19 protein-coding genes and 1 pseudogene are annotated in these 21514 nt (G+C 40.1%); 9 read left to right on the top strand and 11 right to left on the bottom strand.

Going from position 1 to position 21514, the window contains the following annotated elements; genetic code table 11:
- The first annotated feature begins 8 nt into the window (after window positions 1-8).
- Together AC27I2_RS02320 and AC27I2_RS02315 are read left to right on the top strand one after the other, a co-directional pair.
- Window positions 9-857 carry an AAA family ATPase gene (locus tag AC27I2_RS02320; protein ID WP_058403033.1) on the top strand — a complete coding sequence of 283 codons (849 nt, stop codon included), beginning with the start codon at window positions 9-11 and terminating at the stop codon, window positions 855-857.
- Between the two features lies 1 nt (window position 858).
- The gene (locus AC27I2_RS02315; RefSeq protein ID WP_487203418.1) at window positions 859-2046 is read left to right on the top strand and encodes a vWA domain-containing protein; all 1188 of its coding nucleotides are present in this window, start codon (window positions 859-861) and stop codon (window positions 2044-2046) included.
- Between the two features lie 214 nt (window positions 2047-2260).
- Here the strand turns inward: AC27I2_RS02315 and AC27I2_RS02310 are convergent, their stop codons facing one another.
- The 6 genes and pseudogenes from AC27I2_RS02310 to tkt all read right to left on the bottom strand — a co-directional run bounded on the left by AC27I2_RS02310 (window position 2261) and on the right by tkt (window position 8044).
- On the bottom strand, window positions 2261-2911 hold the full coding sequence (locus tag AC27I2_RS02310; RefSeq protein WP_182695081.1) for a DUF4760 domain-containing protein: 651 nt from the start codon (window positions 2909-2911) through the stop codon (window positions 2261-2263).
- A 501-nt stretch (window positions 2912-3412) separates the two neighbouring features.
- Window positions 3413-3574: pseudogene (locus AC27I2_RS02305) on the bottom strand (GNAT family N-acetyltransferase); the annotation flags it as partial.
- A gap of 77 nt (window positions 3575-3651) precedes the next feature.
- Window positions 3652-4887 carry an NRAMP family divalent metal transporter gene (locus AC27I2_RS02300; RefSeq protein WP_058403036.1) on the bottom strand — a complete coding sequence of 412 codons (1236 nt, stop codon included), beginning with the start codon at window positions 4885-4887 and terminating at the stop codon, window positions 3652-3654.
- Window positions 4888-5026: 139 nt separating this feature from the next.
- Window positions 5027-5383, bottom strand: a complete 357-nt coding sequence (gene hpf / locus AC27I2_RS02295; RefSeq protein WP_058403037.1) for a ribosome hibernation-promoting factor, HPF/YfiA family — start codon at window positions 5381-5383, stop codon at window positions 5027-5029.
- A 171-nt stretch (window positions 5384-5554) separates the two neighbouring features.
- Entirely contained in the window at window positions 5555-5869 is a 315-nt protein-coding gene (gene ppnP / locus AC27I2_RS02290) for a pyrimidine/purine nucleoside phosphorylase (protein ID WP_487203417.1), read from the bottom strand.
- 171 nt (window positions 5870-6040) lie between these two features.
- Entirely contained in the window at window positions 6041-8044 is a 2004-nt protein-coding gene (tkt, locus tag AC27I2_RS02285; RefSeq protein WP_487203416.1) for a transketolase, read from the bottom strand.
- Window positions 8045-8349: 305 nt separating this feature from the next.
- On the opposite strand from tkt, the gene metK reads away from it, so the two are divergent.
- The 5 genes from metK to serA all read left to right on the top strand — a co-directional run bounded on the left by metK (window position 8350) and on the right by serA (window position 12780).
- On the top strand, window positions 8350-9501 hold the full coding sequence (gene metK / locus AC27I2_RS02280; protein ID WP_058403040.1) for a methionine adenosyltransferase: 1152 nt from the start codon (window positions 8350-8352) through the stop codon (window positions 9499-9501).
- 167 nt (window positions 9502-9668) lie between these two features.
- Complete coding sequence (locus AC27I2_RS02275; protein WP_138528887.1) at window positions 9669-10217, top strand: hypothetical protein; 549 nt, start codon at window positions 9669-9671, stop codon at window positions 10215-10217.
- Window positions 10218-10237: 20 nt separating this feature from the next.
- Complete coding sequence (locus AC27I2_RS02270) at window positions 10238-10834, top strand: 5-formyltetrahydrofolate cyclo-ligase (protein WP_487203415.1); 597 nt, start codon at window positions 10238-10240, stop codon at window positions 10832-10834.
- Between the two features lie 53 nt (window positions 10835-10887).
- The gene (rpiA, locus tag AC27I2_RS02265; protein ID WP_487203414.1) at window positions 10888-11541 is read left to right on the top strand and encodes a ribose-5-phosphate isomerase RpiA; all 654 of its coding nucleotides are present in this window, start codon (window positions 10888-10890) and stop codon (window positions 11539-11541) included.
- Window positions 11542-11550: 9 nt separating this feature from the next.
- On the top strand, window positions 11551-12780 hold the full coding sequence (gene serA, locus AC27I2_RS02260; RefSeq protein ID WP_487203413.1) for a phosphoglycerate dehydrogenase: 1230 nt from the start codon (window positions 11551-11553) through the stop codon (window positions 12778-12780).
- Between the two features lie 76 nt (window positions 12781-12856).
- Here the strand turns inward: serA and AC27I2_RS02255 are convergent, their stop codons facing one another.
- Window positions 12857-13789, bottom strand: a complete 933-nt coding sequence (locus AC27I2_RS02255; RefSeq protein WP_138528891.1) for a hypothetical protein — start codon at window positions 13787-13789, stop codon at window positions 12857-12859.
- Between the two features lie 75 nt (window positions 13790-13864).
- Window positions 13865-15250: a DNA repair protein RadA gene (gene radA, locus AC27I2_RS02250; protein ID WP_058403046.1), complete on the bottom strand. Its 1386-nt coding sequence runs from the start codon at window positions 15248-15250 to the stop codon at window positions 13865-13867.
- Window positions 15251-15608: 358 nt separating this feature from the next.
- Here radA and AC27I2_RS02245 point away from each other — a divergent pair, with 358 nt between their 5' ends.
- Window positions 15609-18086, top strand: a complete 2478-nt coding sequence (locus AC27I2_RS02245; RefSeq protein WP_487203412.1) for a PilZ domain-containing protein — start codon at window positions 15609-15611, stop codon at window positions 18084-18086.
- Window positions 18087-18104: 18 nt separating this feature from the next.
- On the opposite strand, the gene serB is transcribed toward AC27I2_RS02245, so the two are convergent.
- Window positions 18105-19124 carry a phosphoserine phosphatase SerB gene (gene serB / locus AC27I2_RS02240; protein ID WP_487203411.1) on the bottom strand — a complete coding sequence of 340 codons (1020 nt, stop codon included), beginning with the start codon at window positions 19122-19124 and terminating at the stop codon, window positions 18105-18107.
- A gap of 142 nt (window positions 19125-19266) precedes the next feature.
- Here serB and AC27I2_RS02235 point away from each other — a divergent pair, with 142 nt between their 5' ends.
- Window positions 19267-19887: an AhpA/YtjB family protein gene (locus tag AC27I2_RS02235; protein WP_487203410.1), complete on the top strand. Its 621-nt coding sequence runs from the start codon at window positions 19267-19269 to the stop codon at window positions 19885-19887.
- On the opposite strand, the gene AC27I2_RS02230 is transcribed toward AC27I2_RS02235, so the two are convergent.
- Together AC27I2_RS02230 and pdxH are read right to left on the bottom strand one after the other, a co-directional pair.
- Window positions 19854-20621: a TatD family hydrolase gene (locus tag AC27I2_RS02230; RefSeq protein ID WP_487203409.1), complete on the bottom strand. Its 768-nt coding sequence runs from the start codon at window positions 20619-20621 to the stop codon at window positions 19854-19856. The two genes, AC27I2_RS02235 and AC27I2_RS02230, sit on opposite strands and share 34 nt — an antisense overlap.
- Before the next feature lie 12 nt (window positions 20622-20633).
- Window positions 20634-21272: a pyridoxamine 5'-phosphate oxidase gene (gene pdxH, locus AC27I2_RS02225; protein ID WP_487203408.1), complete on the bottom strand. Its 639-nt coding sequence runs from the start codon at window positions 21270-21272 to the stop codon at window positions 20634-20636.
- Window positions 21273-21514: the final 242 nt, after the last annotated feature.

Raw genomic sequence — 21514 nt, 5'->3', positions numbered from 1 at the left:
GGTAAACCGTGCAATTTAATTCTACTGACAATTACATCGCAAGCAGCTCGCTAAAACAGGCTGTAAATGCCGCCATTATGCTCGAAAAACCATTATTAATTAAAGGTGAACCAGGCACGGGTAAAACCATGCTGGCCGAAGAGCTTGCAAAAAGTTTAGATACCGAGCTTATTCAGTGGCACATTAAATCGACCACCAAAGCGCAGCAAGGTTTGTACGAATACGATGCCGTATCGCGCCTACGCGACAGCCAACTCGGTGACGAACGCGTACACAACATTGGCAACTACATTGTTAAAGGTAAACTGTGGCAAGCGTTTACCTATGCCGAGCTTAATGGTAAGCGCCCTGTACTTTTAATTGATGAAATAGATAAAGCCGATATTGAGTTTCCAAACGATTTACTACTTGAACTCGATAAAATGGAGTTTCATGTTTACGAAACCAACGAGCGCATTGTAGCCAAAGAGCGCCCTATTGTGATCATCACTTCAAACAATGAAAAAGAATTGCCAGATGCCTTTTTACGCCGCTGCTTTTTTCATTATATTGATTTTCCAAGTAGTGACGAAATGCAGCAAATTATTGACGTACACTACCCCAATGTTAAACAAGATTTAGTACGCCAAGCGCTAGAGGTATTTTTTAACTTACGTGAAGCCAATGGCCTGAAAAAGAAGCCCTCCACCAGCGAATTACTCGATTGGTTAAAGCTTTTAATGGCAGAAGACATAGACGCAAAAACACTGCACGACAAAGCACAAAAAGGCGGTTTAATGCCAATGTTTGGCGCGCTACTTAAAAACGAGCAAGACATAAGCCTAATCGAAAAACTCGCGTTTATGAGCCGTCGCTAACATGCTAGTACAGTTTTTTTTCAAACTGCGTGAATACCGCTTACCGGTAAGCCTGCGTGAACTGCTCGATTTAATTAACGCCTTAAAAAAAGGCGTTATATTTGCCGACGTAGACGCCTTTTACCATTTAGCGCGCACTATAATGGTAAAAGACGAAACCCATTTTGATAGGTTCGATAAAGCCTTTAGCGACTACTTTAGCGGTATTGCCGACTTAGACCTACTCGAGAGCTTAAAGCAGCAACACAACCTACCTGAAGATTGGTTGCGTAAAGAGTTTGAAAAGCACCTAAGCGATGAAGAAAAAGCCCAACTAAAAGCCATGAGCGGGCTCGACGAGCTCATGAAAACCCTAAAAGAGCGTTTACAAGAGCAACAAAAACGCCATGCTGGCGGCAATAAGTGGGTCGGCACTGGCGGCACATCGCCTTTTGGTGCCTACGGCTATAACCCAGAAGGCGTGCGTATAGGGCAAGACGGTAACCGCAACCGTCAAGCAGTAAAAGTGTGGGATAAACGCGAATACCGTAACCTCGATACCGACAGAGAAATTGGCTCGCGCACTATTAAACTCGCCCTTAAAAAACTACGTAAATTTGCCCGTACTGGCGCAAGCGACACCCTAGATTTAAACGAGACCATTCGCGCGACAGCAAAGCAAGGCGGCATGCTAGATGTAAAAATGGCACCCGAACGCCATAATGCCGTAAAAGTATTGATGCTATTTGATATTGGCGGCTCAATGGATGACTACATTCATACCTGCGAAGAGCTATTTAGCGCCGCCCACGGTGAATTTAAACACCTAGAGTTTTACTACTTTCATAACTGTTTATACGAACACGTTTGGCAAGACAATGCGCGCCGCCATTCAAACGTTGTTGACACCATGACGCTGATTAATAAATTTACCAGCGACTATAAAGTAATATTTGTGGGTGATGCCACTATGGGCCCATACGAAATAGCCTACCCGGGCGGCTCGGTAGAGCATTACAACGAAGAGCCCGGCAGTGCATGGTTGCAACGTATAACAAATCACTTTGATAAAGTCGCCTGGCTCAACCCACAACCCGTTGAACACTGGCCGTATTATCAATCAATTGGCTTTATAAAAGAGTTAATGAACAACCGCATGTACGCCCTGAGTTTAGACGGGATAAGCAGAGCAATAAAAGAGCTGAGCTAGATATTAATTTACCTCGGCTCAGCGCTGGCAGCAGAGCTTCGGGCGTGAGCCTATAACATTGTTGAGTGGCGACTTCGGCTTAACCAACCTTTTCAACGTTACTTTAGGCGTAAGTTGGATAAGTGACGAAGCCACACCATCCGACAGTAAATGATAAATTTATTAGAAACAAGCCGACTTACCGAGTTAAGGTAGGTTTATTTTTGTGTCGGGTTTATTTTTGTGTCGGGTTTATTTTTCCTGACTTAACTTTATCAAGTTGTCTGAATATACGCTTCAATTCTTTTTTTGTTTGTTGTGATTCAAAACTATCTCTTTTGATAGTCCACTTTAATGCCAATAGGCTAAAGTCAGAATAAAGAGAAATATTTTTCTTTTGGCGTGCTCTAATAAACGGTCTTAAGTGTAGGCTAAGATCTATAACAGAAGATTTATGTGAGGAGTACAAAAATTCTTCATCATACAACTTATGCCTAATAGCATTTGCCGCTTGTTCCCAAGTATTTAAAACATAACGTATAGACATAACCCTAGAGTCATTAGAGTTTTCAGGCTTTGCAAGCTCTAAGAGTGTCTGCTTTCTTTCAAGGCTATGTATTATTCCACCTAATACAACCACATGCGCTAAATAATCTTTATCATCTTTAAGCTTTTGTTGAAAATCTAATGTATTTTTTTCTTTCGCTGTTTGGCGTTGGTAAAACATTCCTGCTAATGCTGCTGATAAGCCCAGTAAAGCAGAGAGCAAAACAGCTCCGCTTGGAAAGAGTTTAGGGTCCATCTTTGATATAAAGTAAATTCCTGCAACAGGAGCCACTATAAACCAAAGAATAAAAATACTTTTCATTGAATCACGCTTACTCACTTATTCATTCCTTAGAACAAAAAAAGAGCCATTTAGGCTCTTTTCTTTAAAACTAGTGAAAGGCTATATTGGCCAATCTTCTTCATTGTATGTAATCATATTACGTCTCCTGGCGTGGAAAAGTAGTAGTATTGCTTTACTACCAAGCGGTATCCAAATGTACAAATGTTAATTTGTTTAAATATTTACCGTGTAAAAGAATATAACCGACCGTTACAACAGTTACAACAATACCGTTCCTGCGAATAACCTTGGATCTCAGTGAATAGCCTTGCACCTCTCTAAAAACGTACTTTAGAACTATTTGCTATATAAACATAAATTTTTAATATTAAAATGAATTTGAGAGTTTTTAGCATTTTATAGAACAGGATAACGGAACGACATTGTTTGTATCTGTACAAGCTCCCAGCTTTCAGTTATTGGATACAGATTAATCTATGAACCTTATTGATAAGAGGAGAACATAGAAGCAAAACTGCTTATTTAAAGCTTAATTTTATCAACCCATAAGCTATAAAAGGTTACATCGAGTTGAGTGAGTTTACTCACATCAAGTGCATGTACGCTCTCAACAGGTGAGTGCTTTAGCATATCGTTATGATGCGCTTGTAGTAACTTTATAACGTGTGGGTTTGAAAGCTCACCTGTTCTAATATCCATTTATGCCTCATTTAAATTTTATGCTTTAGGGCTTTAACTAATGCACTTAAGTAAAGCCCTTAAGTAAATAGCGAAATTTAAGCTGCTAGTTTCCACACAACAAACGCAGCAGCAAAACCGACTAAATACACTAGCCCTAACCACGTTAAGCTGCGTAATAGCACGCTGTGTTTAATGGCGGGCTCTGAGCGTACAAGGCTAAAGTTAAGCCATGCAAAAACGGGGGTGGTTACAAAAGCAAGTGTCATGGCAAAGGTAAGCATGGGGCCAAGGGCTGATTTAAAAAATAAAATAACGGCCATGCCAGCTAGTGCTTGTAGTACAAGCCAACTATTTAAGCTGTGTTTTGATTGCTTAAAACCAAGTAATTTGTGTGATTCGTTAAGTGTGCGTGCGTAGCCGTCAAGCACGGTGAGTGTGGTGCCAAACATACATAAAAAGGCAATAGCTGATACAAGCGGCCTTGCCCACTCGCCTATTGTGAGTGCGTACATATCAATGAGCTGTTTAGCAAAAGCAACACCGCCAAGTTCTATATTGCTGCTTTGCCCGTATTGCACAAGGACTCCTAAACTAAAAAATACTAATGCTAAGCACGCTGTTAACCAATACCCTACGTTAAAATCAAACAAGCCTTGGCTTTTAGTGACTGTTAGCTGGGCTTGTTTTTCTTTTAGCCAAAGCGAGCTAAGCGCCGATATTTCTATTGGTGCTGGCATCCAGCCCATTAACGCGACCATAAAGCTTAGCATAGCCAGCTCGTAAGGTGATGGGCCAACATAATCAGCTGGCGCCATTGGGCCATTACTAAACGCAATAACCAGTGCAATAACTGTAGCTAACGTTAATAGCCCCATTATGCCTTTAGCAACGCTGTCGAGCGCTTTAAAGTGCCCTAACAATAATATGACTAAGCAAACACCGAGCAATATCCAACACAGTAGCGTTACTTCTATCACTATTGGCAACGCATAATGCAGTAAACTTGCTGTGAGTAGTAATACACCAGCGGTATTTACTATGGCAGCAAGTATGTTAAGCCCTATAAAGCTATAAAAATAAACGGGCCCTTTGTTTTTATAGCCTTCTACTAAGCTATTCTTAGTGGTTAAGGTGTATTCCATACCAAAACGAAAAAAAGGGTATTTTAATACGTTTACCGCCAATATAAGCCAAAAAAGTTGCCAACCAAATAATGCGCCTGCTTGAGTTGATGCAACTAAGTGTGAGCCTCCAATTGCGGCGGTGGCCATTAAAATACCCGGGCCAAGGGCGCCTATGCGAGATTTCCATATTGCTTGTGTTTGTTGCATTAATTTCTCAAATTGTGTGTGTTATGCGCTCTTTTTACTAATTTATTCAATTAATAATCTGCAAGAGCGAATAACTTACCTAAATTACAGGCAATAAAAAAGAGCCTAAAGGCTCTTTTTTATGTAACATTTTGACCGTTTATTTAAGATCCATCTCTTGGATGATCTCATGTGCTATTTCTGGTGTTGTACTAACAGGCTTTTCGTGTAAGTTTGCTTTTATTTGGCCTTTTCGATGTTTTAGTGCTGCATCGAGTTTTTTAGCTGCGCTTGCAATAGCTGGGTACATTACTTCGTTTTCCCCTTTTACTGATATTCGCGCACCTTCGTAATTAGTGCTAATTTCTGCTTGGATTTTATGATGCTCTTTAGACAAGATCATATCGAGAGAAATAAGTGATGGAAAATGGCTCTCAATTTTAGAAAATTTTTCGTTGATGTGCTCTCTAATAGAGTCAGTAACTTCAACATGGTGACCAGAAAGATTAATTTTCATAGGGTATCCTTTTATTTGTTACCTCATAAATAGTATTGGGGGCTATTTAGATTAACACAAGGAAAAAAGAGAGATTTTTGAGGTTTATTTACTCGTTTATCTGATTTAAATCATAGGTTGCGCAAACTTTATGCAAAGCCCATAAAGTATGGGCTTTCAGACGTCTAACGTTTAGTCTGTGTAAGAGCAGCAGTAATCGGCAAAGTCTGTTACTTTTACTTTAAAGCTTACGTTAGCATCTACATTAAACGATTCGCCCGCGTTAAATGTTTTCCACTCACTCTCGCCTGGTAATAAAATATCCCACTGACCACCTAACAACTCCATGAGTTCTTTTTTACTGGTATCAAATACAAATTCACCCGGCTGCATAAAGCCTAATGTTTTAGTTGTTCCATCGCTAAACACAACCGTACGGCTCGATACTTTACCGTCAAAATACACGTTTGCTTTTTTAACTACACTTACATTTTCATACTGAGACATTTTAGCTCCTGCTATTAATTTAAATATTATGATTCATAAATTTTATCGCACTACCTTGCCTGATAGCTCACTTTCTTGCAAGAAAAGCGATACGGGGTAAGGTGAAGTTGTTTCATATAAGGCATAAAAAAACCCGCAAATATATGCGGGTTCTTAAATTGCTTAACTTACTTAATCAAAACGATTAAAAAGTGCCTTTGCTTTACTTACAATGTTTTCTACTGTGAAGCCAAAGTGCTCAAATAGCTCGTTAGCTGGTGCAGACTCACCAAAAGTAGTCATACCCACTACTGCGCCATTTAAGCCTACGTATTTATACCAGTAATCTGCAATACCCGCTTCTACCGCTACGCGGCGTGAAACGCTTGCTGGTAATACGCTTTCTTTGTACTCAGGCGATTGATCTTCAAACGCATCAGTACATGGCATAGATACAACACGTACCTTTTTACCTTGGCTGCGTAATTCAGTAGCTGAATCTTGTGCCAATTGCACTTCAGAGCCTGTTGCAATAATAATTAGCTCAGGGTTGCCATCACAGCTTAGAATGTAACCACCCTTTTTAACATCGCTTAATTGTTGTGCGTCACGCGCTTGTTGCTCTAAGCCTTGGCGTGTAAATATTAACGATGTAGGACCGTCTTTACGTTCAATAGCTTGTTGCCATGCAATTGCCGACTCAACTTGGTCACATGGGCGCCAATTGTATAAGTTAGGCGTTAAACGCATGCTGGCAATTTGCTCTACTGGTTGGTGAGTTGGACCATCTTCACCCAAACCAATAGAATCGTGCGTGTATACAAAAATGCTTGGTTGCTTCATTAATGCAGCCATACGCACTGCGTTGCGTGCGTACTCCATAAACATTAAGAACGTTGCACCATATGGAATAAACCCTTTATGAAGCGCAATACCATTCATAATGGCCGACATACCAAACTCACGCACACCGTAGTAAACGTAGTTTCCGCTTGCATCGTCAGCAGTTAGGCCTTTAGAGCCATCCCAAATTGTTAAGTTTGAGCCGGCTAAATCGGCAGAGCCCCCCATAAATTCTGGTAATAATGGGCCAAATGCATTTAATGCATTTTGTGACGCTTTGCGTGACGCTGGGTTCGCTGGGTTTGCTTGTAACTCTTCAATGTACGCTTGAGACTTTTCAGCCCAATCCGCAGGTAAATCTGAATTTGTACGGCGTTTGTATTCAGCGGCAAGCTCTGGGTGTGCTTTTGCATAGGCTGCAAACTTTTCGTCCCAGCTTGATTCAAGCTCTTGACCTTTGGCCTTTCCATCCCACTGTGCGTAAATGTCTTCAGGAATTTCAAAGGCATCGCCTGTCCAACCTAAAAACTCACGAGACGCTTTAATTTCGTCATCGCCAAGTGGTGCACCGTGACAGTCGTGGCTACCTGATTTATTAGGTGAACCGTAACCAATAATTGTTTTACAACAAATTAGCGTTGGTTTATCAGTAACGCTTTTTGCTTCTGCTATCGCAGCACTTACCGCATCGCTGTCGTGACCATCAACGCCGCTTATTACGTGCCAACCATACGCTTTAAAACGTGCTGGTGTGTCATCGCTAAACCAACCTTCAACTTCACCATCAATAGAAATACCGTTGTCGTCCCAAAAAGCAACTAGCTTACCTAGGCTTAATGTGCCGGCAAGTGAACAGGCTTCATGCGAAATACCTTCCATTAAACAACCGTCGCCCATAAATGCGTAGGTATGGTGATCGACAATGTCGTGTCCTTCACGGTTAAATTGTGCCGCAAGCGCTTTTTCAGCAATTGCCATACCTACCGCATTTGTGATCCCTTGACCTAATGGGCCCGTAGTAGTCTCGATACCTGGCGCATAACCATATTCTGGGTGACCTGGTGTTTTAGAGTGCATTTGACGGAAGTTTTTAATTTCGTCCAGCGGTAAATCATAACCACTTAAGTGCAATAAAGAATAGATAAGCATTGAACCGTGGCCGTTTGAAAGAATAAATCGATCTCGGTCTGCCCACTCTGGATTTGATGGATTATGTTTTAGATAATCGCGCCATAATACTTCTGCGATATCAGCCATGCCCATAGGGGCTCCAGGGTGACCAGATTTGGCCTTTTGTACTGCGTCCATTGACAAGACGCGAATAGCATTTGCAAGTTCTTTGCGAGATGGCATGAATTCTCCTACCTTATATATGTATTTGCGCGGGTATTTATGTGTTCGTTTATGTACTCAAATTATATGAGCACTGTTATTGCGACCATTCTTACTTATTGTGGGGGCTGTGTGCAATTAAAAACCCTATAAAAATGAGGTATTATGAATATTTTTTAAGACCATAATGTCATAACTAATTTTATTTAGACGTCTAGGCGTAAAAACACTATGCAAGATGTTTTGTTTTAGATAAAATACGCCCCTTAATTTTTTAGCGCTAATACCGACGTTTGTGAAGCGCAATATTTGTGAGCAGAAATACAATGGCAAAACATTTATTTACTTCTGAATCTGTTTCTGAAGGTCATCCGGATAAAATCGCCGACCAAATCTCTGATGCGGTTCTTGATGCTATCCTAGAGCAAGACTCTCATGCCCGCGTTGCGTGCGAAACATACGTGAAAACTGGTATGGTTATGGTTGGTGGTGAAATCACGACTAGCGCATGGGTTGATATAGAAGAGATTACACGTAAAACAGTACGTGAAATTGGCTACACGCATTCAGACATGGGTTTTGATGCAGACTCGTGTGCAATTTTAAACACAATTGGTAAACAGTCTCCTGATATTAACCAAGGCGTTGACCGCACTAGCCCAGAAGAACAAGGCGCTGGTGACCAAGGTTTAATGTTTGGTTACGCATGTAACGAAACAGAAGTATTAATGCCTGCACCTATCACGTATTCTCACCGTTTAGTTCAACGTCAAGCGCAAGTACGTAAAAGCGGCGAGCTTAACTGGTTACGTCCAGATGCAAAATCTCAAGTTACTTTTGCATACGAAAATGGCAAGCCAGTTGGTATTGACGCAGTTGTTCTGTCAACTCAGCACAGCGAAGATATCTCACAAAATGACTTAGTTGAAGCAGTGATGGAAACAATCATCAAGCCAGTACTTCCTGCTGAATTAATCACAAGCGCAACTAAATTTTTCATTAACCCAACAGGTCGCTTTGTAATTGGTGGCCCAATGGGTGACTGTGGTTTAACTGGTCGTAAAATCATCGTAGATACCTACGGTGGTATGGCACGTCACGGTGGTGGTGCTTTCTCTGGTAAAGATCCATCAAAAGTTGACCGCTCAGCTGCATACGCTGCACGTTACGTGGCTAAAAACGTAGTGGCTGCTGGCCTTGCTGACAAGTGTGAATTACAAGTATCTTACGCAATTGGTGTTGCAGAGCCTACTTCAATCAGTGTTGAAACGTTTGGAACTGGTAAGTTAGAAGAAGCACGTTTAATCGAACTAATTCGTGAACATTTTGACTTACGCCCATACGGCTTAATTCAAATGCTTGATTTAGAGCGCCCTATCTACCTTCCTACTGCAGCTTACGGCCATTTTGGCCGTGACGAATTCCCGTGGGAACGCACAGATAAAGCTGAAGCACTTCGCGCAGCTTCAGGTCTTTAAGACCAAAGCAATAAAAAAACGGTCCTTTTAAGGGCCGTTTTTTATAGCTTCTTATTTTGTTTAACACTGCTAATTTATGGTTATACAAATAACTATTAATTGGTCCTCGAACTTTTTTATACTTTAGGTATATACTCATTAAATTATAAAGCTTTAGGGATATTTAAATGACCGATAATTTTCGCGTTATGTTTGCTGGACTCGCTGATAACGTTGACACAAAAACAGCGTGTACAAACCTAGCGGCAAAACTAAAGATCTCAGAAGAAAAAGTAGCCTTATTTTTTAATGGTAAGCCTTTATTTGCGCCTAGCGATAAAAACAAAGCGTTAAAACAAGCTAAGCTACTTGTGGGTTTGGGCATTAAAAGTAAACTTCAAGCGGTATCAACAAGTACAGAAAAAGCCACTCAAACGGTAAGTGATAGCCAGCGAGATGAACGCATTTTTGATGCGTTAGACTACATAACTAGCAGCTTAATTAGGTTAGAAGAAAAACTCGAAGACTTAGAACAGCGCCTACCCGAAAACCAAACAAAAAACCCTGAAGTAGATGAAGACGAATGGCAAGATGAAGAGCTATTGCTTGAAGATGAGCTAATAACCCAGCCTAAAAAACGCAGTAATGCATTGCTTTATTCGTTAATTGCTACGGTTGTTACGTTGCTTATTATACTTGCGGTGTACTTGGCATTTCCTGATCTGGTTTCTTTTTAACTAAGTAGTAAGTTTAAAAAATGAGCGAATCACGCGCCCAAATAAGAAAATCCATTCGCGAATTACGTAATAATCTGTCTAGTGAACAGCAAAATTTAGCATCTCAATCATTAAGTATGAATTTTATTCAATACTTAAAATCAAAAAAAACAGCTAAAAGCCAGCATATCGCCATTTATTTAAGTAATGACGGGGAACTTGATACCTCCTTGTTAATTAAAGAATTATGGAGCTTAAATCACGTTATTTACCTACCAGTAATACACCCATTTAATGGCGCCACCTTATTGTTTCAGCGCTATGAGAAAAACTCACCCATGAGGGCAAATCGCTATGGTATCTTTGAACCTAAGCTAAATTGCAGTCAAATATGCCCTTTACCCAAGCTTGACTATTTACTTATGCCGTTAGTTGCATTCGATAACCAAGGTAATCGCTTAGGAATGGGAGGTGGGTTTTACGATAGAACGTTGGCTCGTTTACATGATGAAAACTGGCAAAAACCGCAACTTATAGGCCTTGCACATGAGTGCCAAAAAGTGGATTTATTACCAGTAGAATCTTGGGACGTACCACTTAAAACTATAATAACACCGAGCAAAAATTACTGCTGGTGATGTGATTATTCACATGCTTGCAGCACACGTTTGACATACAAGAGCACAAAATAATGACACAAGATGAATTAAAAAAAGCAGCCGCATGGGCTGCACTCGAGTTTGTAAAAGAAAACACCATCGTAGGTGTAGGCACAGGCTCAACCGTTAATCACTTTATTGATGCCCTTGGCACCGTTAAAGATACCTTGGTAGGCGCTGTATCAAGCTCTGAAGCCTCAACTGCACGTTTAAAAGAACTCGGCATTGAAGTATTTGAGCTAAACGAGGTAGATGCACTCGATGTTTACGTAGACGGCGCGGATGAAATTAACGCCCTAAACGAAATGATCAAAGGCGGTGGTGCAGCACTTACCCGTGAAAAAATTGTGGCTGCAGTTGCTAAGCAGTTTGTGTGTATTGTTGACGACACAAAACTAGTAGACACATTGGGTGACTTCCCACTTCCAGTTGAAGTTATTCCAATGGCGCGCAGCTACGTAGCACGTGAATTATTGAAATTAGGCGGCGATCCAGTCTATCGCCAAGGTGTAGTTACCGATAACGGTAACGTTATTTTAGACGTATATAATTTAAATATTACCAATGCTAAACAACTTGAAACAGATATAAATCAAATTGTTGGCGTAGTTACCAATGGCCTATTTGCGATGCGTGGTGCTGATAAAGTAATTATCGGCACTATAAATGGGCCTCAAATTAAATAGGATGAGGTTATGAGTAAGGTATCGTTAGCAAAAGACAAAATTAAAATTCTCTTGCTTGAAGGTGTGCACCAAAGCGCAGTTGAAACGCTAAAACGAAATGGTTACAGCAATATAGACTACGTTAAAACATCGCTGCCTGAAAACGAGCTAAAAGAGCGTATAAAAGACGCGCACTTTGTAGGTCTGCGTTCTCGAACTCATATTAATGAAGCTGTTTTAAATGCAGCAGAAAAGCTAATTGCTATAGGTTGTTTTTGTATTGGTACTAACCAAGTTGACTTAAATAGTGCTCGCGAACGTGGCATTGCAGTATTTAACGCCCCATTTTCTAATACTCGCTCTGTTGCAGAGCTAGTACTTGGCGAAATTTTGCTTTTACTACGCGGGATCCCTGAGCGCAATGCTGCGGCTCACCGTGGTGAGTGGTTAAAAACAGCAACAGGCTCGTTTGAAGCTCGTGGTAAAACCTTGGGTATTATTGGCTATGGCCATATTGGTACTCAACTCGGTATCATGGCTGAAAACATTGGTATGAACGTCGAGTTTTACGACATTGAAGATAAGCTAACACTCGGTAATGCAAAACAAGTGCATAACCTTACTCAACTACTTCAGCGATCTGACGTAATTAGTTTGCACGTGCCAGAAACACCGCAAACTAAAAACTTAATTGGTTCAGCTGAACTTGCTGTAATGAAACAAGGCGCCATTTTAATTAACGCCTCGCGCGGCACGGTTGTTGATATTGACGCCCTTGCAGAAGCACTTACTGAGAAAAAGCTAAGCGGTGCAGCAATCGATGTTTTCCCCGTTGAACCTAAATCTAACGATGAAGAGTTTATCTCGCCACTACGTGACTTCGATAACGTTGTTTTAACCCCGCATATTGGTGGTTCAACACAAGAAGCCCAAGAAAATATTGGTATTGAAGTGGCTGGTAAATTAGCTAAATATTCAGATAACGGCTCAACAATTACGGCTGTTAACTTCCCTGAGGTATCTCTGCCAGAGCTTGCTAACCGCAGCCGCTTGTTACACGTTCATCACAACCGCCCTGGTGTACTTACGCAAATTAACCAAGCGTTTGCGCAGCACGGTATCAATATAGCGGCTCAGTACTTACAAACTGATGAAGCAATTGGCTATGTGGTTATTGACGTTGATACCGACCACTCTGAAGTAGCACTAAAAGAGCTAAGTGCAGTAGAAGGAACAATTAGAGCGCGTATTCTTCACTAAACATTATCTATAATAAAAGCCGCATTTGATTAAACAAGTGCGGCTTTTTAAATTATGATTTAGCAACTTATCGTGATTAGTCGCCCTTAACTTCTAAATTTATAAACTTAACCAGTTCTTCTGGCTTACCAGCTAGCATCATTAACTGCTGGTTAACTTCCATCATAGTTTGGCCTTCAGGTAGCTTTGCTGAAACAGTTAACGAATTTAAACCGCTTGCAAAGCTTGTTAACGCACTAGCAATTTCTTCCGTAATAGGCGCTTGCTCTAACTGCTGGGCTAGCATTGTTTGCATTTGCTCAATAGTCATACCTTGCTTTGAAAGCTCACTTTCAAATAACTCTTTAAGTTTCCCTTGGTTATTTATGACAAAGCTTGCGTTACGTGGTTCAAGTTTGCTCATTGCTTGCATCATACGTGTTTGTTGTTGCAGCTGCTGCTCATAAGTTAGAGGGGTATCGCCCGCTTGCTTTTGCTCTTTGCTCATAGCAAGCGACGTATCCATAAGCGGTTTAGAATTAGCTAATCCTATATCCATATTAAAACTAATCACATCTTTAGCATTGAGCTTAACAACCATATCGCTCTCACCCGACTCTTCATTATAATCTAAAGATGAATGCAGGTTGTAACTTGCTGACGCTAATATTGCGTTTGTGTCAGCTGGCAGTGTGGCAATAAAGTCTTTACTCAGTGTCAGATTTTTTACATCAAGCGATGTATGCGGTGAAATTTTATCAGTTTCGTAGCCTTTAACTTCAATACTTTGAACGTTGGCAACACTCTCGCCCTCAGGGCTTATTACTTCCATGTTTGTAATTTCAACACTTTTTGAAATAACACTTGCTGATAAGCCAGCATATTTAAATGTTGCACCCGTTTGCTCACTCACCATGGCCAGCTGCTTGTCTACTTCAGCACGAACCTCTTGGGTTGCAACATAGTTAGCATAGCTAACGCCGCCAACACCTGCGGCAATAATCGCTGCTGCTATTATTAATTTTTTCATGTTATTTCCTTATTTTATTTTTTATAAAAATTGTACTTGCTTAAGAGTAACATTGCATAGCAACCGCTGTAAGCGTTAATTAATTAGGCTCAATAACTCATGTACCGTTTTTACTGGAGTTATTTTAGCGCCTAAGCCTTCCATTGATTTATGGTAATTACGAAACGGGATAAATATTTCTGTAAAGCCATGCTGCGCAGCTTCTTTGACTCGAGGTACACCGCTGTCTATTGGGCGGACATCGCCATTTAAGCTAAGCTCGCCCATAATACACGTTGTGCGTGGTACAACAAATTCATTCAAGCTACTAAGCAGTGCGGTAACGAGCGCTAAATCTATGCAAGTTTCTGACTCATCAATTTTTAAACCACCTACAATATTAAAAAAGGTGTCATGAAATATTTTAGTTTTTGTATGCTTGCGTAAAATACCGGTAAGCATTTTTATTCGGTTCATATTTAAACCCACACAGACGCGCTGTGGAAATTCAGCTTCGGTTTCTGTTGTTAAGCATTGTATTTCTAGTAATAAATTACGATTACCTTTACGGATACAGGTAATAGACGAACCCGGAGAGTCAGTTGTCGACCCCGACAAAAATATCTCACTTGGGTTGTCTACACTTAACATTCCGCGTTCACACATTTTAAAAATACCGACCGTATCAATATCACCAAAACGGTTTTTATTGGCACGTAAGGTACGAATTTGTCCATCATTAGTGTCTATGTGTAATAGCGCGTCAACAATGTGTACTAAGGTTTGCGGGCCTGCTATTTCATTGTTTTTATTCACATGAGCAATAATAAACATAGTCACGTCATTTTGCTTACAATACTGGGTAAGCGCTTGAGCTGCGCTTTTAACTTGTGAAGGTGAGCCCGGACTACCATTTGCTGTATCGGTAACAACAGCCTGAATAGAGTCAATAACTGCAAACTTAATTTTATTTTTATCGAGCTCTTCAATAATGGTTTCAACGCTAGTTTCTGAGAGTAAATAAAGCTCGTCGGCGTCATAGTCTAGCTTTAAGCGGTTAACGCGATTTTTAAACTGCGACAAAGACTCTTCTGCTGTACAGTATAGAGATGGCATACGCTTTGACATTCTTGCGACTAAGTCAGATAAAAGCGTTGTTTTACCCGCACCCGGATCGCCCGAAATAATATTTACCGAGCCCGTAGTAACACCACCACTTAACACACGATCCAGCTCGCCTATATCAGTGAGTTGTTTTTCGGCTTCAACGGTCGCAATATCATTAATTTTTTTAGAACCACCACCAACTCCGCCGGCATAGCCGCCAACACTTGCTCTTGCTGCAGTTTTTTTGCTTTGCCCTGCTGAGGGTTTAAATTCAGCTAATGTGTTCCAAGCACCGCAGCGACATTGTCCCTGCCAACGTTGGTAATTCATGCCACACTCTGTACAAACAAACTCTACTTTTGCCGCTTTAGCCATTAATAACCTTATTTATTAATCATTGAATTTAAAAATACGTATTGTTTTGTTGTTATTTTGCCATTTCACCTATTTACATAGCAACATAGCTTGCCTGTGGAAATTTCTTAAGCCACAATCATTACCTAATTAACTGTTTTGCTTTTATATATCTTAGGGCACAGTTTTTGCTTTAAAATTGAATAAAAGTAACTTGCCAATAAAATGGCGCATAACACATAATAACAAAGACTAAATTGTAGTTACTCAAAAAATCGTACCTATATTAATAACATAGCATGATTTACGTTTATTGAATTTCTAATAAATGGATTTAATAGTATACCTACTTTTCAAAGAGACGGTGATGGTTTTATAAATGGCTGATGACATCATGCTCAAACACGAGTCCCTCGTGAATGAGCTAAAACAATATTTAGGCAACGCTAAGTTTGACCTAATTTTTAAATCAAAAACAGCAGAGCTTACAAAGCCTGAGCAGTTTTTGATTAAAATGGAAATGTCGCGCCTTTCTCAGCCTGTTGCGCGCTTTATCGATCTACGTGGTTTAGTTACAGGGCAAGTAAAACCTTACGAACACAACGGTAAACAGCACTTTATGGATGAAACGGCTATTGAAGTGTTTGAAAATGCTCTAAAACAGCATGGCGAATACACGCTTGCTGTCTATGAAGCGGTTATGAATACGGAAAATAATCACCGTGTAATGCAAAAAGAAGCCGCCGAAAAAGGGAATAAGCAAGAGCAAGAAGATTTACTAAATACCAATGTAATAAAGTTTGCATCTTACGAAAGCCGCGCAGAAGAAAGAATGAATTATTCAATTAAAGTAACAATTGAATATAACGATAACAAAAATATTAAGGCAAGTACCTCTGATATCTCTTTGAGTGGCTGTAAAATTAAGCTTGCAAAGCGAAATATAATTAGAAAAGGCCAACTAATAGCAATGCGTTTGGTGGGCCTAGAGCAAGACTTTGAACTAGGTTTAAAAAATGGTATTCAATATGAAGTGGTTGCCGTTGAGAATATTTCACGTGAATTCAACCATATTCGCTTAAAGCGAACTTATGTTGAGAATAATGAAGCCTTTGATAACTTTTTAGAAAGCTTTATCCACGGAAATAAACGCCGCTACAAAGTTAATTTAGATAACACGCTTGATGCCGTTGTATCTAAGGGGTATGAGCAATATTACATACCTCGAGTTACTTCGTTGTATGTGTTTTTAAGTAAAAAAGATGACCAGTATTATCCTAGCTTAAGCTTAACCACTGAAAACAATATTTTTATTCAGCGTTATTTTACCGATGAAAAAAGTGTACCTTGTTTATATAACATACTTAACCACAAACGTGTGTCGGAACTATTAACACAAACAACCGCAGTAAAAGAAGATTACCTGTATACATTTACTCACGTCTCATCAGGGAAAGTTTATTTTTACTCTGCAACACGAACCGAACTTAATAAAAACCCAAAACTTCGTGATTTATTCTTGGGATTTGGTAGCCAAAAAGAAAGCTGGCAGTGTTTTAAAATTCAAATAATGCCAAGTCATCCTGATGATGCATACATACCGCTTTCACTGCCTAACTCTGCGGGCAGTAATATTGAAAAACTCAATAAGCCGCCCTCCCCACGTGTTGAAGGACTAGTAAAAGACGTAAAATATATTGTGGTGCTAACCAGTATAGGTAACAGTGTTGAGCAAGCTCATTATAAAGCGCGAACTTACGATAAGGCACTTGTTAATCAGCTTAAGCTTTTTGGTCATGCAAAGCATAAAACAGCTCCCTATTTAGACATTGTTGCGCTCGAGTATGTAAATTTACGTTCTCATAAGCGCTATTTATATAAAACCGACGTTAAATTGCATATAAATGATACGGTGCTTAACGGACATACTCGTGATTTTTCAGTTATGGGACTGCAGCTAGAGTGCGATCAGCCTGTTAACTTTAAAAAAGGCGATATCGTCCTTTTAACATTTCCTGAGTTACAAAAAATAACTAAAAAACATAAATTGGGCGAGCTCAAGTATGAAGTTATGGCCATTAGTAAATCACTGACCACCGTTAATTTAAAAGCAAATAGAGTGGCTGATTTACCTCATGCAGGCGTTAGCTTTTTTACGCAGTTAATTGAAAATAACAAAAATAAATTAAAAGCAAGCGAAGAAGCGCCTAAAATAGAAGGGCTTTCAACCGCATTAAGAAACATGGTCACTAAAAGTGTTTGCCAATTCCCGCTGTATTTACATAAAGAAGCGGCACATTTTAAAGTGGGCGCAATTGGGTACGGTCTTTATTCAAACCCGCTGCATGTACTTTTGCAAAACTTTGGCTTACTTAGTAATAAAACAGATGTATCGAGTATATTAACAGACGAGCAAATTTTAAATGTGATCACGCCAAATATAAAAGATCGCAGCAGGCAAGACCCACCGCTTGCGTTTACGCTCGCAATCAATTTTGATCCCCGTAAAGATAAAGCCACCGATGCAATCCAAAGTCAGTGCATACTCGGTGAAGATTACAGCAGTTTTAACGAACAAATTAGCAAAGGGATTAAATCCGAAATTATATTTGTTATGCGTTTATATATTTCACGTACCGGTCGCCCAGATACTGACTACCTCTCTAACGAGCTTAGCTATGTTAGCCAATACGCTCTGCATAAAGCCAAAGAGTTAGAAGAAGCTTTATGGTCTGTAACAGGTGTAGGTGATGTGGTTGATATTACCGAAGAAGCGTTGAGCCATTTTGAGTTCGATCAACAAAAGGTTGACCAAATGGGACGCAGGAAACTGATTTGGTTAAACCGCTCTCGCTAAGCGGTTTAACAGTCACTATTACTTTTTACCTAGCGGAATAGCTAACATATAAAGTAACTGTAATAACGAGCCTTTACAAATAGCGGCTTGCGCTTGTCCAACAACCTTAGGTTTACCATGTACTGCAACACCAAGGCCAGCTTTTGCCATCATAACAAGGTCGTTAGCGCCATCGCCAATCGCCACGGTTTGTGTTGTTTTGAGACCTAACTTAGCCTGCAAGGACTCTAAAATAATTGCCTTTTGCTGTGCATCTACAATAGTACCTAACACTTTACCTGTTAGCTTATCGTCTTCGAATTCAAGCACATTTGCATGTACTTCGTCTAAATCAATAAGCTGCTGAACACGCTCTGCAAATGGTACAAAACCACCAGAGGCAATAGCTAAATACCAATTGTGATGTTTTAATACTTGGCATAAAGCTTTTATGCCTGGCATAAGTGGTAAGGTACTTTTTAACTCATCTATAAGGCTTTTTTCAATACCTTTAAGCTTAGCTACTCGTTGATTTAAGCTTTCACTAAAATCAAGTTTACCCGCCATGGCAAGTGCAGTTACGGATGCTACATCATCATAAACATTTGCTAAGCGCGCTATTTCATCGATGCATTCAATAGTAATCGCTGTTGAATCCATATCCATCACTAGCAAGCCTGGCTCGTATAGGTTAGGCGGGGTATTAATTTGTACTAGTTGACATTCTAGTGTTTCTGAAAACGCTTTAAGCGTTAGTGGGTTGATAGATTGCATTGTATTTTGAGTATAAAAGCACAGTGCTGGTGATAACCCTAAGTCAGGTTGGTATTGGCAAAGCGCAGTAACCGTTTGCCCATGGTGAGCTAAAAACTGAATGAATGTATCTATACTCGTTGCATTAAAATCACCTGCAAACGCAATGCTAAATAACCCGTCTTGTGTATTTGGTACACCGTCAAACAGCGTAAAAACCCCATTTTTATGAGCAAACCATTGGTTAAGCGTTAACATTGATAATGATTGCTGTGAAATAAGCTGTGCCATGCTGATTTGCGACATGGGATCTCCGTGTTTATTTTTATTTACCTGATTTAAAAAAGTTGATGAAAATAGTGCTAAATTCGCCATCAGGGTCAGTTTAAGGTTATAGTAGTAGTTGTAACATCAAATCAAAATTCTGTCAGCAGCATATACGGTGACTATGAAAAATAACCATCTAAAAAATCCAATATCAGCATCACAAAAAAAGCGACTCTTGCGGTTATTGCTAGCTGCGGGCTGTTTTGTATTGCTTAGCTGGGTTGGTGTAAATAGTAGCTTTCAAAGTCATCAATTGTTGTACGATAGCGCCGATAACACGGCAAAAAGTTTAACCCAATTTATGGCATTAAATGTTAAAACGCCACTGATAGAAAAAAACAAACCCGAACTAAATGCGATATGTAACGATATAGCTAAAGACGAATTTGTACTTTCGGCTACCATTTATGATCATCAAGGCATTTTAGTTGCCAGTAGCGATAATTGGCAGTCGCACCACATTTTAGGTCAACTTCCAGAGTCGACTCCAGGAATAAGTAAACTAAAAACCCCTTTTGTAGAGCCTGTTATAAGTGATGATGACCGTCCTATTGGCTTTGTGTCTGTAACGTATCTAACGCGTGCAGCTATATCGAACAGCCACAGTCATTTTCACGATTTAGGTAGGCAAGTTTTATTAATGCTGGTTATTGCGTGTATTTTTACTTGGCAATTGGGGCGTGGTTTAAAACGTTGGCAGGTAAACCGCTATATGCAAAAAACCTCTGAGCAAGAATCATAAAGCGCTTTAGCAAGCGCCTTTTTGTCACTACATTGTTTTAAACTACATAGTACGTTGAATACATTTGGAATATGTAGCGGCGTATTAATTTCACCTTGATGCCCGCTCAGTGGCATTGAGGGCGAGTCGGTTTCGAGCACTAAATGCTGTGGCTCAATTTGAGCAATAACATTACGGGTTTTTAATGCACGCTCGTAAGTTATAACCCCACCTACACCTAGTTTAAAGCCCTGTTTAATATAATAGTGCGCTTGCTGTAGTGACCCCGAAAACGCATGTATCACCCCACCATATTTTGGCTTACAACGTTTAAACGATTGCGCAATTAAATCATGGCTTTGCCTATGGTGGATAATAAGTGGCAAATTTAACTCATTAGCAATAGTTATTTGCTGCTCAAATAACCACGTTTGCTTTGTAAGGTCTTCAATACTTCTATCAAGCCCACACTCACCTATTGCCCCAAGCTGGTTAATATTTGCTTTTGCAAAATCAAACAGCTGCGCAAGATGAGACTCTTTATGATCAGCTAAAAAGTAAGGATGAAGCCCTGCGGCTATATGCACTTGTGGGTATTTACTTTTAAACTCAATTAACTGTTTAGATTGCGCCAAACTAATACCCGGCACAATAAAGCGCTCTACGCCCTTTGCCACACACGCTTTTATAAGTGATTCGCGCTCTGCGTCAAACTCAGTAAAATCAAGGTGGCAGTGGGAGTCTATAAATTTCATAGCGTAAACCGCTTAAGGGTTTAAGCGTGTTATTTGCCAGCTATTATCATCTTGGCGCTGGTACATAAAGCGGTCGTGTAGACGGTGAGCGCCGCCTTGCCAAAACTCAATTTTAGTAGGCACTACACAGTACCCCCCCCAAAAATCTGGCAATGGAATTTCACCTTTGGCAAACTTGCTTTTCATATTCGCAAAGGTTGCCATAAGTACTTTTCGCGACGACACGGGCCTGCTTTGTTGCGACGCCCATGCTGCTAATTGGCTTTCTTTAGGGCGCGATAAAAAGTATTTTGCCACGGCAGATGTAGGTAACGGTTTAGCCTCGCCGTACACAATTACTTGGCGCTCCATATGGTGCCATGGAAAATGCAACGATATTTTGTTATTACCTTTTAGCTCTTGTGCTTTTCGAGAGCCTGTATTAGTAAAAAACACAAACCCGTTATCATCAAGGTGTTTTAACAGCACAATACGTTGCGAAGGCTGCCCGGTTTCATCAACCGTTGCCACAACCATGGCCGTTGGGTCTGGAATATTACTGCCCACAGCATGCTCAAGCCACGTTTCAAATTGTTTAAATGGGTCATCTTGCAACGTATCTTCGCTTAGCGCGTCTTGTAGGTATTCACGGCGGATATCTTCGAGTTTCATAAACAAATCCTTCTCTGTTTATTAAAGCGTATGTGGGTAAGTAAGGTCAGGCAATTAATCGTTATAAGAACAAAAATAAAAGTGTTTTGTTTAATGTTAGTTTAGTGATGGGTTTCGTTTCACTCTACCCAACCTACGGTGCTATCAGCTATCAGCTATCAGCTATCAGCTATCAGCTATCAGCTATCAGCTATCAGCTATCAGCTATCAGCTATCAGCTACAAAATTGATTAACTTACAAG

The sequence above is a fragment of the Pseudoalteromonas sp. NH0006-46 genome (assembly GCF_057547735.1).
This window is presented reverse-complemented; position numbering and strand designations above follow the sequence as displayed.

Excerpts from the sequence above, each read along its gene's own strand:
- serA (WP_487203413.1), top strand. The coding sequence starts at position 11,551 with ATGAGTAAGGTATCGTTAGCAAAAGACAAAATTAAAATTCTCTTGCTT.
- AC27I2_RS02300 (WP_058403036.1), bottom strand. The coding sequence starts at position 4,887 with ATGCAACAAACACAAGCAATATGGAAATCTCGCATAGGCGCCCTTGGC.
- AC27I2_RS02270 (WP_487203415.1), top strand. The coding sequence starts at position 10,238 with ATGAGCGAATCACGCGCCCAAATAAGAAAATCCATTCGCGAATTACGT.
- tkt (WP_487203416.1), bottom strand. The coding sequence starts at position 8,044 with ATGCCATCTCGCAAAGAACTTGCAAATGCTATTCGCGTCTTGTCAATG.
- AC27I2_RS02255 (WP_138528891.1), bottom strand. The coding sequence starts at position 13,789 with ATGAAAAAATTAATAATAGCAGCAGCGATTATTGCCGCAGGTGTTGGC.
- AC27I2_RS02275 (WP_138528887.1), top strand. The coding sequence starts at position 9,669 with ATGACCGATAATTTTCGCGTTATGTTTGCTGGACTCGCTGATAACGTT.
- ppnP (WP_487203417.1), bottom strand. The coding sequence starts at position 5,869 with ATGTCTCAGTATGAAAATGTAAGTGTAGTTAAAAAAGCAAACGTGTAT.
- AC27I2_RS02315 (WP_487203418.1), top strand. The coding sequence starts at position 859 with ATGCTAGTACAGTTTTTTTTCAAACTGCGTGAATACCGCTTACCGGTA.
- radA (WP_058403046.1), bottom strand. The coding sequence starts at position 15,250 with ATGGCTAAAGCGGCAAAAGTAGAGTTTGTTTGTACAGAGTGTGGCATG.
- metK (WP_058403040.1), top strand. The coding sequence starts at position 8,350 with ATGGCAAAACATTTATTTACTTCTGAATCTGTTTCTGAAGGTCATCCG.
- rpiA (WP_487203414.1), top strand. The coding sequence starts at position 10,888 with ATGACACAAGATGAATTAAAAAAAGCAGCCGCATGGGCTGCACTCGAG.
- AC27I2_RS02245 (WP_487203412.1), top strand. The coding sequence starts at position 15,609 with ATGGCTGATGACATCATGCTCAAACACGAGTCCCTCGTGAATGAGCTA.
- AC27I2_RS02230 (WP_487203409.1), bottom strand. The coding sequence starts at position 20,621 with ATGAAATTTATAGACTCCCACTGCCACCTTGATTTTACTGAGTTTGAC.
- serB (WP_487203411.1), bottom strand. The coding sequence starts at position 19,124 with ATGTCGCAAATCAGCATGGCACAGCTTATTTCACAGCAATCATTATCA.
- hpf (WP_058403037.1), bottom strand. The coding sequence starts at position 5,383 with ATGAAAATTAATCTTTCTGGTCACCATGTTGAAGTTACTGACTCTATT.
- AC27I2_RS02235 (WP_487203410.1), top strand. The coding sequence starts at position 19,267 with ATGAAAAATAACCATCTAAAAAATCCAATATCAGCATCACAAAAAAAG.
- pdxH (WP_487203408.1), bottom strand. The coding sequence starts at position 21,272 with ATGAAACTCGAAGATATCCGCCGTGAATACCTACAAGACGCGCTAAGC.